Raw genomic sequence first — 14119 nt, 5'->3', positions numbered from 1 at the left:
GGATCACCGGTTGTTCGTGAAGGTGAAGAGCGACTGGATGGTGAACATCAGGCGGTCGAGCAGGAAGCCGATGATGCCGATGGTCAGAACCGCAACCATGATCTTGGCGAGCGAGTTGGAGGAGCCGTTCTGGAACTCATCCCACACGAACTTGCCGAGGCCGGGGTTCTGGGCGAGCATTTCCGCGGCGATCAGAACCATCCATCCCACACCGAGCGACAGGCGCAGACCGGTGAAGATCAGGGGCAGGGCCGAGGGCAGCACCAGCTTGGTGATCTTGGTATAGGTGTTCATCTTCAGAACCTTGGAGACGTTCACCAGGTCCTTGTCGATGGAGGCCACACCCAGCGAGGTGTTGATCAGCGTCGGCCAGAGCGAGCAGAGGGTCACCGTGATGGCGGAGACAAGGAAGGATTTCGCGAAGAGGCCGTCATTGGTCGTGTAGACCGCCGAGACGACCATGGTCACGATGGGCAGCCATGCGAGCGGCGAGACCGGCTTGAAGATCTGGATGATCGGGTTCAGGGCCGCGTTCGCGGTGACCGACAGGCCCGCAGAGATGCCGAGCGGCACGGCGAAAACCGTTGCAATCAGGAAGCCGAAGAACACGGTCTGGATCGAGGTCCAGATCTGGTCGTAATAGGAGGGCGCGCCCGTATAGGCGATGTTCTTGACCTCATCGGCGCGACCCGCATCGATCAGGCGCTGGTTGCGCTGTTCAACACGTTCGTTGAAGACGCGCTCGCTCTCGGCCTTGGCGGCGGCATCCTGGTGCAGGGCGACGGCCTGCTCCCAGACCTGGGCCGGGCCGGGCACGGCACCGAGAGAGGTTTGCACCTTGGGGGCCAGGGTGCCCCAAGCGGTCAGGAAGAGCACGATCGCAAGGATCGGCACGCAGAAGAGCTGCCAGATGTCCTTCATCTGCGCTTTGGGATTGTCGCCCGCAGCGGCCTTCACCATCGGGGTGATCCAGCCAAGGCCGAGCACCTTGAGCCAGGCATCGGCCTTGTTGATACGGGTAAAGAGGTGTTCGCGGCGGGCCTCTTTGGCTTCTTTCGCAGCGAAATCAGGATCGACGGTGGTCATCGGGTCTGCTCCGGATAGGGGCGGCGCAATCTGCAAAAGGGAGGCGCGCGCGGGAAGGGCGGGTCGGTTGTGTCTGGGGTGGCCTCCGCGGCCACAAAACCGCGGAGGTCAGGGTCGCGCCCGGGAGAGGGGCGCCGGTTGTGTGCGGGATTAACCCTGGACTTCAGAGCCCACGACGATCTGCTCGCCTTTCAGGCCGATGGACAGGCTGTCCAGATAGGCGTTGGGCGCTTTGCCGTCATAGGCGATGCCGTCGATGATATCTTCGGCCGGGGTCGGGGCTTTGTAGCCATCGCTGTCCCAGGGGAAGTCCGCTTCGTTGGCGAGGCCTTCGTCCACCAGCAGGCGGGCCGCTTCGAGATAGATCTCGGGCTTGTAGACCATCTTGGCGACTTCATCATACCAGCTGTCTGACTTCGGCTCGGCGATCTGACCCCAGCGGCGCATCTGGGTCAGGTACCAGACAGCGTCGGAATAGAACGGGTAGGTGGCGTTGTAGCGGAAGAACACGTTGAAATCCGGGATCTCGCGCTTGTCGCCCTTCTCGAATTCGAAGGTGCCGGTCATGGAGTTCGCGATCACGTCGTAATCGGCGCCCACATAGTTCGGACGGCTCAGGATCTCGACCGCTGCCGGACGGTTGGCGTTGTCGTTCTCATCGAGCCAGATCGCGGCGCGGATCAGCGCCTTGGTGATGGCCAGGGTGGTGTTCGGGTTCTGCTCGGTGAACTCGGCGGTCAGGCCAAAGACCTTCTCGGGGTTGTTCTTCCAGATCTGGTAGTCGGTGATTACCGGAACGCCGATGCCTTTGAACACGGCCTGCTGGTTCCAGGGCTCACCCACGCAGTAGCCATAGATGGTGCCGGCTTCGAGGGTCGCGGGCATCTGCGGCGGAGGCGTCACGGAGAGGAACGCGTCGGCGCCGATCTGGCCGGTCACGTCCTCGGGGGAATAGAAGCCCGGGTGAATGCCGCCCGCGGCGAGCCAGTAGCGCAGCTCGTAATTGTGGGTGGAGACCGGGAACACCATCCCCATGTTGAAGGGCTTACCTTCGGAGTTGTACTTGTCCACGATCGGCTTGAGCGCAGAAGCAGAGATCGGGTGCTGCGGACGACCGTCATCCATGGTCGGGATATTCGGCTTCATCTGCTCCCAGATCTCGTTCGACACGGTGATGCCGTTGCCGTTCAGGTCCATGGAGAAGGGGGTCACGATATGGGCTTCGGTGCCAAAGCCGATGGTTGCTGCCAGAGGCTGACCCGCCAGCATGTGCGCGCCGTCGAGCTGACCCGAGATCACGCCGTCGAGCAGCACTTTCCAGTTGGCCTGGGCTTCCAGCGTCACGAAGAGGCCTTCGTCGAAGAAATAACCGTTCTCATAGGCCACGGCGAGGGGCGCCATGTCGGTCAGCTTGATGAAGCCAAACTTCAGCTCGTCTTTTTCCAGCGGCAGCATCTCGGCCATGGCGGGCGAGAGCATCGCGGAAGTTGCAAGCAGGGCAGCAAACGTTTTTTTCATCTCGTTTCCTTAGGTTGATCCCCGGGGAGGATGTCGGGGGTAAAACGCAAAAAAGCCGCGCGAACCTGCCTTGAGACGTGAGTCACAAGTGGTCGAGCGGCTTTGCTCCGGAGGGTCCCCATCCGCGGGGCAAGTGCAGGGCGCGGACGTCCTTGTCCGGCGCGGCTGATGTCTTATTGCCGTGAGTCGCCCGTCGATTGAACTATTATTTCTGTCGCACCCGGCGAAAATCCGCGGCCATGCTGCAGTTGCACAATAATTGATCAGCCCTGAGGGGATGGATCAAAAACAGTGCCGTCAAAAAACGCATCCGGACCCAGAATGATCGATCCCTTGGCCGAGGCGACGGCGGTGGGTTCGCTCAAAGCGCCCTCCATTTTCGCCGAGGCGCCGGGCATATCGATGCCCAGATCCGCCAGATTGGCGCGGTAGAGATCGCTGCGGAAACAGCCCATGGCCGTGCGCATGGCTTCGGTCCGGTCCAGCCCGACGCGCGCTGCGATATTGCTTGCGATCCAGGCCGCCTGACTGCGCCAGGGGAAGTTCGCGGCACTGGAATAGAACTCCAGAAAGCGCGGCGTATGGAGCGAGAGCGCGCGGGACTTCATGATCAGATGGCCCGAGAGTGCCCGGTCGAGCACCCCGTCCGGCACATCGATCAGACCGGGCTCGGACAGCACCTCGGAGGCCATGAGCCTGTTCTCCGGCGCGCCCAGCCATTGAGAGGCCCCGACCACGGCCCGCATCAGGGCACGGGTCTCGCCCGGATGCTCCTCGATCCAGTCCCGGCGCGCGCCGAGGACCTTTTCCGGGGCAAAGGCCCAAATCGCATTGGCCGGCAGGACCAGCTCGCCCGTGCCATTTTCCACCGCGATGGAGCCCCAGGGCTCGCCCACGCAAAACGCGTCGATCTCGTCTGCGGCGATCGCGTCGGACATCAGGGGCGGCGGAATGGTGTGCACGTCGAGCTCGCCCGGCGTCTTCAGACCCAGCGCGCCCAACCAGTAGAACACCAGCTCCGCATGCATGGAGAAGGGGAAGGGCACCCCGATCCGCAAGCGTCGTCCGGTCGCGCGGATCAGGTGGTTGCCCGTGCCCAGCGGATCGCGGAAGCTTTCCTGCCAGCCCCCGGCACGCATCTTGGCCGCGATCTCGTTCGACACCCCGATCACGTTGCCATTCACGGACATCACCATGAGCGCGTCCATGGGCGTCGGCAGGCCGCCGAGACCGAGGGACATGGCGACGGGCAGGGGGCTCAGCATCTGAGCCGCATCGAGCGACCCCAGCGCGACCCCGTCCCGCAAGGCGGACCAGGACGGCTGCTTGTGCAGGTTCAGCGACAGGCCCTCCGCCTCCGCAAATCCCATCTTCTGGGCCACCACCAAAGGGGCGGCGTCGACCAGCGGCAAATAGCCGATCTCAAGAATACTCCGGCTCATCGCAACAAATCCGAGGCTGTGACCAGGGCTTCGGCGACTTCCGAGACCTTGCGGCCCTGATCCATCGCGGTCTTGCGCAGGATGGCATAGGCCTGATCCTCGCTGATCCCCTTGGCCGTCATCAATAGGCCCTTGGCCCGTTCAATCGTCTTGCGCTCGGCCAGGGCGGTCTTGGCCGCCGCCAGCTCCGTGCGCAGTTTGGCAAACATGTTGAAGCGCGCGATGGCCGCATCGAGCACCGGCTTGATCCGGTCCTTGTGCAGGCCATCGACCACATAGGCGCTCACCCCGGCCTCGATGGCCGCGCGGGTGGTGGCATCATCGGTCTGATCCACGAACATCGCCACCGGCCGGTCATTGAAGCCCGAGGCAACGCTGAGCGCCTCCAAAGTGTCCCTTGACGGGTTCGACATGGCGATCAGCACCACATCCGGCGCGATCTCGGCCATGCGTCGGGCCAGACCCGTGGCACTGCCCAGCACGGTCACATCGACATTCCCGGCCTCGGCCAGACCATCCATGATCATGCGGGCCCGCGGCTCGTCGGGTTCGACCACCAGAATCTTCAAAGCTTCAGCCATGGCGCAGATGTCTTGCCTTTTTCCGCATACGGCAAGTCTCGGACCGGGGGTCGCGGCCAAAAACCACATTTCTGCCGGTTATTTAGGCAGAACGCAAAAAACACCCCGGAACCCGCTTGCCATTTTGCAAAGATGCTGGGCTTTCGGCACCACAAGGCCTTATTCGCTTGCGGCAAATCAGCTTCGCGCCGCGCGATGCTTGATCCAAATCAAAGACAGGTCCTACACTCCACTTAACCCTCGCCTACGTGCGAATGCCCCGGAAAGGAACGAGGTTCCATGCGCTTAACGACCCGAACAAACCTTGCCATGCGAACCCTGATGTATTGCGCGGTGAACACTGGCCGCAATATCCGGACCTCGGAAGTGGCCAAAGCGACCAATGCCTCCGAGAACCATCTCGGGCAGGTGATCAACATGCTGGGCCAGACCGGGTTCATCGAAACCGTGCGCGGGCGCGGGGGCGGCATTCGACTGGCGCGCGGCGCCGAGGACATCACGGTCGGCGGCGTCTTCCGCGTCTTCGAGGCGGGTGCCCCCTTCGCCGAGTGCTTCAATGCCGAGGAATGCACCTGTCCGCTGGTGTCGGTTTGCCGCCTGAAAGGCGCGCTAGGCGAGGCGCTCGCGGCCTTCTACCGGTCCCTCGACACCATCACGCTGGAGAGCCTGGTGAAGGACAATAACGGTCTTGAGAAGCTGCTGGGCAACACGCCAGTCACGGCCTGACCTGAAAATAATCTCATGATTTCAGTTGCTAACTGTGTCATGAGATTTTCTGTATTTACTTTTTGCAAATCATTCTCATATTCATTCCAAGTGGATTTAACCTCTCAAGGGAGAGTTCGGATGCTTGGAAGAACGACGGCCATGCTGGCGTTGGTGGCGACAGTGGCCCTGCCCAGCGGGGCCATGGCCGACAAGCTCAAGGCCGTGACCACCTTCACCGTGATCGCGGATATGGCGCAGAACGTGGCCGGGGATGCGGCCGAGGTTGTGTCGATCACCAAGCCGGGGGCGGAGATCCATGGCTACCAGCCCACGCCCCGCGATCTGGTTCGGGCGCAGGGGGCCGATGTCATCCTGTGGAACGGGATGAATCTCGAGCTGTGGTTCGAGCAGTTCCTCGCAAACCTGCGCGATGTGCCGTCCGCCACGTTGACCGAGGGGATCGATCCGGTTTCCATCGCGTCGGGCAGCTATGAGGGCAAGCCGAACCCCCATGCCTGGATGTCGCTCGATAACGCGCTGATCTACGTGGATAATATCCGCGACGCTTTCTCCGAGCATGATCCGGAGAATGCCGAGATCTATGCCGCCAATGCCGAACGCTACAAGCAGGAGATCAGTGCCACGATCGCGCCGCTGCGCGAACGCGTGCAGGAGGTTCCGGCCTCCCAGCGCTGGCTTGTGTCCTGCGAGGGCGCGTTCAGCTATCTCGCGCGGGATTTCGGGATGAAGGAGCTTTATCTCTGGCCGATGAACGCGGATCAGACCGGCACGCCGCAGCAGGTGCGCAAGGTCATCGATGGCGTGCGCGAGCACAATATCCCCGCGGTTTTCTGCGAAAGCACGGTGAACAATGACCCGGCCGAACAGGTGGCGCGCGAAACCGGCGCGACTTTTGGCGGGGTGCTCTATGTAGACAGCCTGACCGAGGCGGATGGCCCGGTGCCAACTTATCTCGACCTGCTCAGGGTCACCTCCGAAACCCTGGCTGAGGGTCTGACCACGCCGCTGAATTAAGGCACCACGCCTCAGGATTAGACCCCAAGGAATAGACCATGCGCCCATCGGCCCCGGATGGACAAACGAACAGCCCCGGTCTCTGCGCCCGCAATGTGACCGTGACCTATCGCAACGGATTGACCGCGCTCAATGATGCGAGCTTCGACATCCCGCGCGGTACGATCACCGCGCTGGTCGGGGTGAACGGGGCCGGAAAATCCACGCTTTTCAAGGCGATCATGGGGTTTGTTCCCACGGCGCGGGGCGAGATCCAGGTGCTCGGCGGCACGGTCACCGAGGCGCTCAAGGCCAACAAGATCGCCTATGTCCCTCAGAATGAAGAGGTCGACTGGTCCTTCCCGGTGCTGGTCGAGGATGTGGTGATGATGGGGCGTTACGGCCATATGGGCTTTCTACGCAGGCCCGGGGCGAAGGACCGGCAGGCCGTGACCGACGCCCTGAGCCGTGTGGGCATGCTGGAGTTCCGCACGCGCCAGATCGGGGAACTGTCCGGCGGTCAACGCAAGCGGGTCTTCCTTGCCCGGGCGCTGGCCCAGAACGGGCAGGTGATCCTGCTTGACGAGCCCTTCACCGGTGTGGATGTGCAGACCGAGGATGCGATCATCGCGCTGCTGCGCGATCTGCGCGATGAGGGGCGGGTCATGCTGGTCTCGACCCATAATCTCGGCTCCGTGCCGGAGTTTTGCGACCGGACGATCCTCGTCAAAGGGACCGTGCTTGGCTTTGGCCCCACGGAGACGACCTTTACCCAGGCCAATTTGGAGCGTGCCTTTGGCGGCGTGCTGCGCCATTTCGTGCTCGAGGGCGAAGACCTGCATGATGACGATGATGCGCGCAAGGTCATGATCTTTACCGATGATGAGCGCCCGCTCGTCACCTATGACGAGAAGACCCGCACTCTGGGAACCCCCGAGGCAGACGCGGAGGCTGAGGCGGAGGAGGAGGTCCGGTGATCGAAACGCTGCTCGCCCCCTTTGCCTATGGCTACATGACCAACGCGATCTGGGTGAGCGCGCTGGTCGGGGCGGTGTGCGCGTTTCTGTCGGCCTATCTGATGCTCAAGGGATGGTCCCTGATCGGCGATGCGCTTAGCCATGCGATCGTGCCGGGTGTGGCGGGGGCCTATATGCTTGGGCTGCCCTTTGCCCTCGGCGCGTTCCTGTCCGGCGGGTTGGCGGCAGGGGCGATGCTCTTTCTCAACCAACGCTCGGGCCTCAAGGAAGATGCCATTATCGGCCTCATCTTCACCTCGTTTTTCGGGCTGGGGCTCTTCATGATCTCGATCTCGCCCACCTCCGTTGACATCCAGACCATCATGCTGGGAAACATCCTCGCGATCACGCCTGCGGACACGCTGCAACTGGTGCTGATCGGAGGGGTTTCGCTCGGCCTTCTCCTGCTCAAATGGAAGGACCTGATGGTCACTTTCTTTGACGAGAACCACGCGCGCTCCATTGGGCTGCATCCGGTGCGGCTGAAATTCATGTTCTTCGTGCTGCTTTCGGCCTGCACGGTCGCAGCACTTCAGACTGTGGGCGCGTTTCTCGTGATCGCCATGGTGGTGACGCCGGGGGCCACGGCCTATCTGCTGACGGACCGCTTCCAGCGGCTGCTGGTGATCTCGGTCAGCATCGGGGCGGGCACTGCGGCGGTCGGGGCCTATGCGAGCTATTTCCTCGATGGGGCTACGGGCGGGATCATCATCACCCTGCAGACCATCCTGTTTTTGCTGGCCTTCTTCCTCGCGCCGAAACACGGCTACCGTGCTGCCCGCCGGCGCGCGGCTGAGGCGCTTCTGCGCAGTCCGACCCCGTCTCCGGAGCCCATCAAGCGGATGGAGGCCGCCGAGTGATGGAGACGATCCTCGCACCTTTCCTTTTTCCCTTCATGCAGAGCGCCTTTCTGATCGCCGCGATCATTGCGGTGCCGACGGCCATCCTGTCCTGTTTCGTCGTCCTCAAGGGCTGGAGCCTCATGGGCGACGCGATCAGCCATGCGGTGCTGCCGGGCATCGTGCTGGCCTATGTGGCGGGGATCCCGCTGATCATCGGGGCTTTTGCGGCGGGCATGACCTGCGCGCTGGCCACCGGGTATCTGCAGGCGAATAGTCGGATCAAGCAGGACACGGTCATGGGCGTGGTCTTCTCGGGCATGTTTGGGATCGGGCTGGTGATCTACACCAAGATCGAGACGGAGATGCATCTCGACCATATCCTCTTTGGCAACATGCTGGGGATCGGTGCGGGGGATCTCTGGACAGCCGGTCTGATCTCTCTGTTCGTCGCGGGTGTGCTGCTGGTCAAATGGCGGGATTTCCTGCTCCATGCGTTTGACCCGGCTCAGGCCCGGGCGGTGGGGCTGCCGGTGTCCTGGCTCCATTACGGTATGCTGGCGCTGATCTCGCTGACCATCGTCGCGGTGCTCAAGGCCGTGGGGATCATCCTCGCCATTGGGCTTCTGATCGCGCCGGGGGCCATCGCGTTCCTGATCACGAACCGGTTTGACCGGATGCTCTGGATCGCGGTGTCCGTGACGGTTCTGGCCTCGGTCGCCGGGGTCTATGCCAGCTTCTGGCTCGACAGTGCACCGGCGCCGACGATCATCCTGATCCTGACCGGGGTGTTCCTTCTGGCCTTTGTCGCGCGCCTGTGGCGGAACGCGAAAACCGCGCAACGCACCGGCGAGACAGTGACTGGCTAGGCGGCGCGCCGTTCTTCGAGATAGCTCGCGCAACCGATCAGGGCGGCAAAATCATCCTCGACCAGCCAGATCGGGAAATCTCGCATGAAATCGGCGAAACGGCCTTTATTCGCAAAGGCTTCGGCGAAGCCCATGGGGCCCAGATAGGGCGCGATATGGCGCGAGACGCCGCCCACCAGATAGACGCCACCAAAGGGCAGGTGGATCAGGCTGAGATTGCCCGCCACGGTCCCGAGCATCCCGACAAAGAGCTCCAGCGCGTCGAGCGCCTGCCGCTCGCCAGCCTCGGCGGCTGCCATGACCTCGGCGGCCGACAGGCGCGGGGTCTGATCCGGCGTGGGGCCGAGAAAGCTATAGACCCGCTCCAGCCCACGACCCGACAGCACGTCCTCGACCGCCGGGAAGCCATGGGCCGTCTCGACGAACCGGCAAAGACGCAGTTCCTGATCCGTGCGTACGGGCAGGTTCGAATGCCCGGCCTCGGAGGGGGTGACCAGCCGCCCGCCGGGCGCATGGAGCACGCTGGCCGCGTTGAAGCCGGTCCCAAGCCCGATCATCAGACAGGTCTCTGTCGCCGCCACGGCGGGGCGCGTGACGATGGGACGGATCAGGTTCGGATTCATATGGGGCAGGGCATAGCCCTGAGCCACAAGGTCGTTCAGCAGCGCCACATGGGGGGCACCCGTCGCCGCCGATAGCAGCGCTTCATCCATGCGCCATTCCAGGTTGGTCAGCCCGCCAACCCCGTTGCGCACCGGCCCGGCCAGCGCAATGCAGGCGCCGCTGCAGTCCGGCTGGCCTTGCTCGGCGAGATAAAGCCGCAGCACTTCGTCCAGCGAGCCGTGATCCGCGTTGCGGAATTTCTTCACCGTCTCCGCGCGCAGGATCGCGCCATCCGCCAGAGCGACGCGCGTATTGGTACCGCCGATATCGGCGACGAGAGCGGGGCCAAGAGTGGTCGAAGACATGATGTGTCGGGCTCCACAGATTCGGAGAAACGGAATGGTAGCGCTAACGCCTTAACCCAGATGCCAGCTCGCGGTAAGAGTCTTTCGGGGTGCGTTTGAGGGTTTCGAAGTCCACATGGACCAATCCAAAGCGTTTTTCATAGCCCAAAGCCCACTCGTAATTGTCCATCAGCGACCAGATGAAATAGCCCTGAAGCGGCACGCCTTCGGCGATGGCGCGACGGGCCTGGGCCAGATGCGCGTCGAGGTATTCGATCCGGTCCGCATCCGCGAAAGGGATCTCCGAAGCCATGCCGTTCTCGGTCACATAGAGGGGGAGGTCGCCCGTGTAGCGCTCTTTCATCATGGTCAGGAGCTGGTAGAGGCCCTCGGGATAAATCTCCCATCCCATCTGGGTCTTGGGAAGGGGGCCGCCGATCTCACGATGATGGGGCCAGGGGCCGTCCTCCGGCGCGATGATCTTGCGGGTGTAGTAGTTCAGCCCGACCCAATCCAAGGGGGCGCTGATCACGTCGAAATCATCCTGCCAGCCTGTGGGCAGGTGCGGCTCGATCCCGGCCAGAACCACCTCGGGGTAGCGCTTGTGGAACATGCCCGACAGGAAGAACTGGTTGTAGATCCCGTCATAGAGCGCCGCGTCGCTGCCATCGGTTCCGGCGGCGGGCTCGGCATATTCCATGTTGCACACGGCGCCGAGGTTCGACATGCCCAGATCCCGCATGACCTCGATCGCCGTTCCATGGGCCAGAAGGATATGGTGCATGGCGCGGGAAGCCGCGCGGATGTCCCGCAGACCGGGCGCATGATGCCCTTGAAAATGGCTTAGCCAGCCGACGCACCAGGGCTCGTTGATCGGCGCGGTCGACCAGACCCGGTCGCCAATCCGGCCCATGATGGTGGCGGTGAAGTCCCCGAACCAGCTGGCGATATCGCGGTTCCGCCAACCGCCCAGATCTGCGAGGGGCGAGGGCAGCTCCCAGTGATAAAGGGTGGCGGCGGGCTTGATGCCCCGCTCCAACAGCCCGTCTACCAGCCGGTCGTAGAAATCGAGGCCCTCGGCATTGGGCGTGCCGCGCCCCTCGGGCAGGACACGAGCCCAACTGGTTGAAAACCGGTAACTATCCACGTTGAGATCGCGGATCAGGTCGAGGTCTTCCTCCATCCGGTCATAGTGGTCACAGGCCAGCTCACCATGCTCGGCGCGGACCACATTGCCCGGACCGGCGGCGAAATCATCCCAATGGGTGCGGCCCGCGCCGCCCTTGGCATGGCCCTCGATCTGATAGGCCGAGGTCGCCACCCCAAACAGGAAGTCCTTGGGATAGTCGGAACGGATCAGGGACATTGGCGGGTTCTTTCGCGGCTCAGTTGGGGGCAGGGCCTGTGGACTGGCCGAGGGTCAGCTCCACATCCCAGAGCTCCTGTATCGGAGGCGTCGAGGGTTGCGCAATCCGTTGCAGCAAGATCTCTCCGGCCCGCCGCCCGGCCGCCCGGACGGAGGAGCGCGTCGCGGTAAAGAGCGGCTCGCGGTCGCCATTGCGCAGATAGCTGATCTCGTCATCATGGATCACGACCGAGACATCGCGGCCCAGCACCAGGCCGCGCGCCCCAATGGCCCGGCGTACCCCGATGGCGGTGATGATCGAGGAGACGAGGAAGGCCGTGGGCGGGTTGGGACCGTCGAGCATCCGATTGGCGGCGTTGAAGCCCACACCCTCGGTCATTTCATCGGCGACCATATGATCCGCCCGCGGAGTGAGTCCCGCAGCCTCCATCGCGGCGGTGTAGCCCGTGCGACGTCGCTGGGCGAAATCCATGCTCTCCTGCCCGTTGATCAGGGCGATCCGGCTATGGCCAAGGTCGATGAGCAGCTGTGCCGCACGCTGAAAGGCCCGCCGGTTGTTGATGTCGAGCCAGGAGTAGCTGTCATCGGCCACGGGCGCGCGCCCATGGACCACGAAGGGCAGGTTCAGCTCTTTCAGCAGCGCGATGCGCGGGTCATCGGCGCGGGGGCCATGGACGATGACGCCATCGACGCTGCGCTTGGCGGCGAAGTCCCGATAGGCCTGCAACTCGTTCTCGGCACGCACGGCCGACAGCATGATGTCATAGCCCGAAGCGGCATAGGTCTCGCCCGCACCGGCCAGGAAGTCCCCGAAGATCGGGTTCACCATCTCGGAATTTGCATCGGTTGGGATAACATGACCAATGGCCATGGACCGGCCCGTCGCAAGCGATTTGGCCCGCGTGCTGGGATAGTAGTTATACTGTTTGGCCGCGGCCTGGATCCGTTGGCGGGTGGTCTCAGAGACCTCGGGATAGCCGTTCAACGCCCGGCTGACCGTGGTCGGTGAGAGGCCCAGTTTCTCGGAAAGCTGTTTTAGATTCATGGTCTGACTGTCGTCTCGCGTGGCCCGTTCTTGCACCGTAAGCGTGTAAATGGACATTCGTCAAAAGCTTAAATTTCAATCTTGCTTTTCGAAACGGGCTGCGCACAGGATGAAATTATTCGCGTGTTCAGGTTTTCAAAGATTGACAGGATGGGGACAACGCGAGATGTCTGGCGCATTCAAAGCGCTTTGGGTGCGATTCTAGCGCTAACTGAAGCATGGGGCGTGCGACGCGCACGCTGGTCTGGGAGGACTGACATGAAATTCACCTTGTACGCGAGTGCCGCAGCGCTCGCCCTGTCGGCGGGTCTGGCGCAAGCCGGCGGTCATCTGGCCTTCACGCCGGGCGAGGGCGAGTTCAACTGGGAAAGCTATGAGGCTTTTGCCGCGGGCACGGACCTGTCCGGACAGGACCTGTCGATCTTTGGTCCGTGGCTGGCTGGCGAGGCAGATGCCTTCTCGAACCTCGTGGCCTTCTTCAATGAAGCGACCGGCGCCAATGCGAGCTATGTGGGCTCCGACAGCCTCGAGCAGCAGATCGTCATCGACGCCGAGGCAGGCTCTGCTCCCGATCTGACCGTCTTCCCGCAACCGGGTCTGGCCACCACCATGGCCGAGCGCGGCTTCCTTACGCCACTGCCCGCAGGCTCCGATGAGTGGATCCGCGAGAACTACGCCGCCGGGCAGTCCTGGATCGATCTGGGCACCTATGCGGATGGGTCGGGCACCGAGCAGCTCTATGGCTTCTTCTTCAATGTGAACGTGAAGTCGCTGGTCTGGTATATCCCCGAGAATTTCGAGGATTTCGAGTATGACGTCCCCGAGACCATGGAAGAATTCAAGGCGCTGATGGACCAGATGGTCGCCGATGGCCAGACGCCGCTCTGCGTTGGCCTCGGCTCTGGCGGCGCCACCGGTTGGCCCGCGACCGACTGGGTCGAGGATCTGATGCTGCGCACGCAGTCGCCGGAGACCTATGACGCCTGGGTTGCCAACGAGATCCCCTTCGACGACCCCAAGGTCGTTGCCGCGATCGAGGAATATGGCACCTTCACGCGCAACGACGACTACGTGGTCGGCAACGCGAATGACACTGCTTCGGTCGACTTCCGTGAAAGCCCGCTCGGCCTCTTTGCCTCACCGCCCTCCTGCATGATGCATCGTCAGGCGAGCTTCATTCCGGCCTATTTCCCTGAAGGCACCGAGCTCGGTGAAGATGCCGACTTCTTCTACTTCCCGGCTTTTGAGGAAAAAGACCTCGGGCGTCCGGTGCTGGGGGCAGGGACGCTCTTTGCGATCACCAACGAGAACCCGGCCGCGAGCGCCTTCATCGAATTCCTGAAGACGCCTTTCGCCCATGAGGTGATGATGGCCCAGGATGGCTTCCTGACCCCGTTCAAGGCGGCCAATCCGGACGCCTATGCCAGCGACACCCTGCGTGGCCAGGGTGAGATCCTGACCAATGCCACCACCTTCCGCTTTGACGGCTCTGACCTGATGCCGGGCGGTGTGGGCGCGGGCACCTTCTGGACCGGCATGGTGGATTACTCCTCCGGTGCGAAATCGGCGGCAGAGGTTGCGTCCGAGATCCAGTCCTCCTGGGACGCGCTGAAGTAAGCGCAGGCAAGACAGGCGGGTCGTCCCAAGGGACGGCCTGCAACCCCACGGCATTTCAGGAACAGGGGGAG

The 14119-nt window shown here is 62.9% G+C and carries 13 protein-coding genes; 6 read left to right on the top strand and 7 right to left on the bottom strand.

Annotated elements, in window-relative coordinates:
- Nucleotides 1-3: 3 nt before the first annotated feature.
- From ACP153_RS07165 to ACP153_RS07150, 4 genes are all read right to left on the bottom strand, one after another.
- Nucleotides 4-1086 (bottom strand): ABC transporter permease, encoded by a 1083-nt coding sequence (locus ACP153_RS07165; protein ID WP_424970294.1) that lies wholly within the window; start codon nt 1084-1086, stop codon nt 4-6.
- A gap of 150 nt (nt 1087-1236) precedes the next feature.
- Nucleotides 1237-2604 (bottom strand): CmpA/NrtA family ABC transporter substrate-binding protein, encoded by a 1368-nt coding sequence (locus ACP153_RS07160; protein WP_424970293.1) that lies wholly within the window; start codon nt 2602-2604, stop codon nt 1237-1239.
- 263 nt (nt 2605-2867) lie between these two features.
- Nucleotides 2868-4046 carry a CmpA/NrtA family ABC transporter substrate-binding protein gene (locus ACP153_RS07155; protein WP_424970292.1) on the bottom strand — a complete coding sequence of 393 codons (1179 nt, stop codon included), beginning with the start codon at nt 4044-4046 and terminating at the stop codon, nt 2868-2870.
- A complete protein-coding gene (locus tag ACP153_RS07150) occupies nt 4043-4627 on the bottom strand; it encodes an ANTAR domain-containing response regulator (RefSeq protein WP_424970291.1) in 585 nt (194 codons plus the stop codon). The genes ACP153_RS07155 and ACP153_RS07150 overlap by 4 nt, the downstream gene beginning before the upstream one ends.
- Nucleotides 4628-4906: 279 nt before the next feature.
- Between ACP153_RS07150 and ACP153_RS07145 the strand changes: the two genes are divergently transcribed.
- From ACP153_RS07145 to ACP153_RS07125, 5 genes are all read left to right on the top strand, one after another.
- A complete protein-coding gene (locus ACP153_RS07145) occupies nt 4907-5353 on the top strand; it encodes an Rrf2 family transcriptional regulator (protein ID WP_424970290.1) in 447 nt (148 codons plus the stop codon).
- Between the two features lie 120 nt (nt 5354-5473).
- The gene (locus ACP153_RS07140) at nt 5474-6370 is read left to right on the top strand and encodes a metal ABC transporter substrate-binding protein (protein WP_424970289.1); all 897 of its coding nucleotides are present in this window, start codon (nt 5474-5476) and stop codon (nt 6368-6370) included.
- A 38-nt stretch (nt 6371-6408) separates the two neighbouring features.
- On the top strand, nt 6409-7326 hold the full coding sequence (locus ACP153_RS07135; protein ID WP_424970288.1) for a manganese/iron ABC transporter ATP-binding protein: 918 nt from the start codon (nt 6409-6411) through the stop codon (nt 7324-7326).
- The gene (locus ACP153_RS07130) at nt 7323-8225 is read left to right on the top strand and encodes a metal ABC transporter permease (RefSeq protein ID WP_424970287.1); all 903 of its coding nucleotides are present in this window, start codon (nt 7323-7325) and stop codon (nt 8223-8225) included. Before ACP153_RS07135 ends, ACP153_RS07130 begins: the two co-directional genes overlap by 4 nt.
- Nucleotides 8225-9073 (top strand): metal ABC transporter permease, encoded by an 849-nt coding sequence (locus tag ACP153_RS07125; protein ID WP_424970763.1) that lies wholly within the window; start codon nt 8225-8227, stop codon nt 9071-9073. The genes ACP153_RS07130 and ACP153_RS07125 overlap by 1 nt, the downstream gene beginning before the upstream one ends.
- On the opposite strand, the gene ACP153_RS07120 is transcribed toward ACP153_RS07125, so the two are convergent.
- From ACP153_RS07120 to ACP153_RS07110, 3 genes are read right to left on the bottom strand one after another with little or no spacing between them, the layout of a single operon-like run.
- Entirely contained in the window at nt 9070-10041 is a 972-nt protein-coding gene (locus ACP153_RS07120) for an ROK family protein (protein ID WP_424970286.1), read from the bottom strand. The two genes, ACP153_RS07125 and ACP153_RS07120, sit on opposite strands and share 4 nt — an antisense overlap.
- A 43-nt stretch (nt 10042-10084) precedes the next feature.
- Nucleotides 10085-11386, bottom strand: a complete 1302-nt coding sequence (locus ACP153_RS07115) for a GH1 family beta-glucosidase (RefSeq protein WP_424970285.1) — start codon at nt 11384-11386, stop codon at nt 10085-10087.
- 19 nt (nt 11387-11405) lie between these two features.
- Complete coding sequence (locus ACP153_RS07110; protein ID WP_424970284.1) at nt 11406-12488, bottom strand: substrate-binding domain-containing protein; 1083 nt, start codon at nt 12486-12488, stop codon at nt 11406-11408.
- A 201-nt stretch (nt 12489-12689) separates the two neighbouring features.
- Between ACP153_RS07110 and ACP153_RS07105 the strand changes: the two genes are divergently transcribed.
- Nucleotides 12690-14048 carry an ABC transporter substrate-binding protein gene (locus tag ACP153_RS07105; RefSeq protein WP_424970283.1) on the top strand — a complete coding sequence of 453 codons (1359 nt, stop codon included), beginning with the start codon at nt 12690-12692 and terminating at the stop codon, nt 14046-14048.
- The last annotated feature ends 71 nt before the right edge of the window (nt 14049-14119 follow it).

This window comes from Dinoroseobacter sp. S76 (genome assembly GCF_049801095.1).
Lineage (GTDB): Bacteria > Pseudomonadota > Alphaproteobacteria > Rhodobacterales > Rhodobacteraceae > Dinoroseobacter.
The sequence above is the reverse complement of the archived record's forward strand: the minus strand, read 5'-3'. Positions and strand labels throughout refer to the sequence as shown.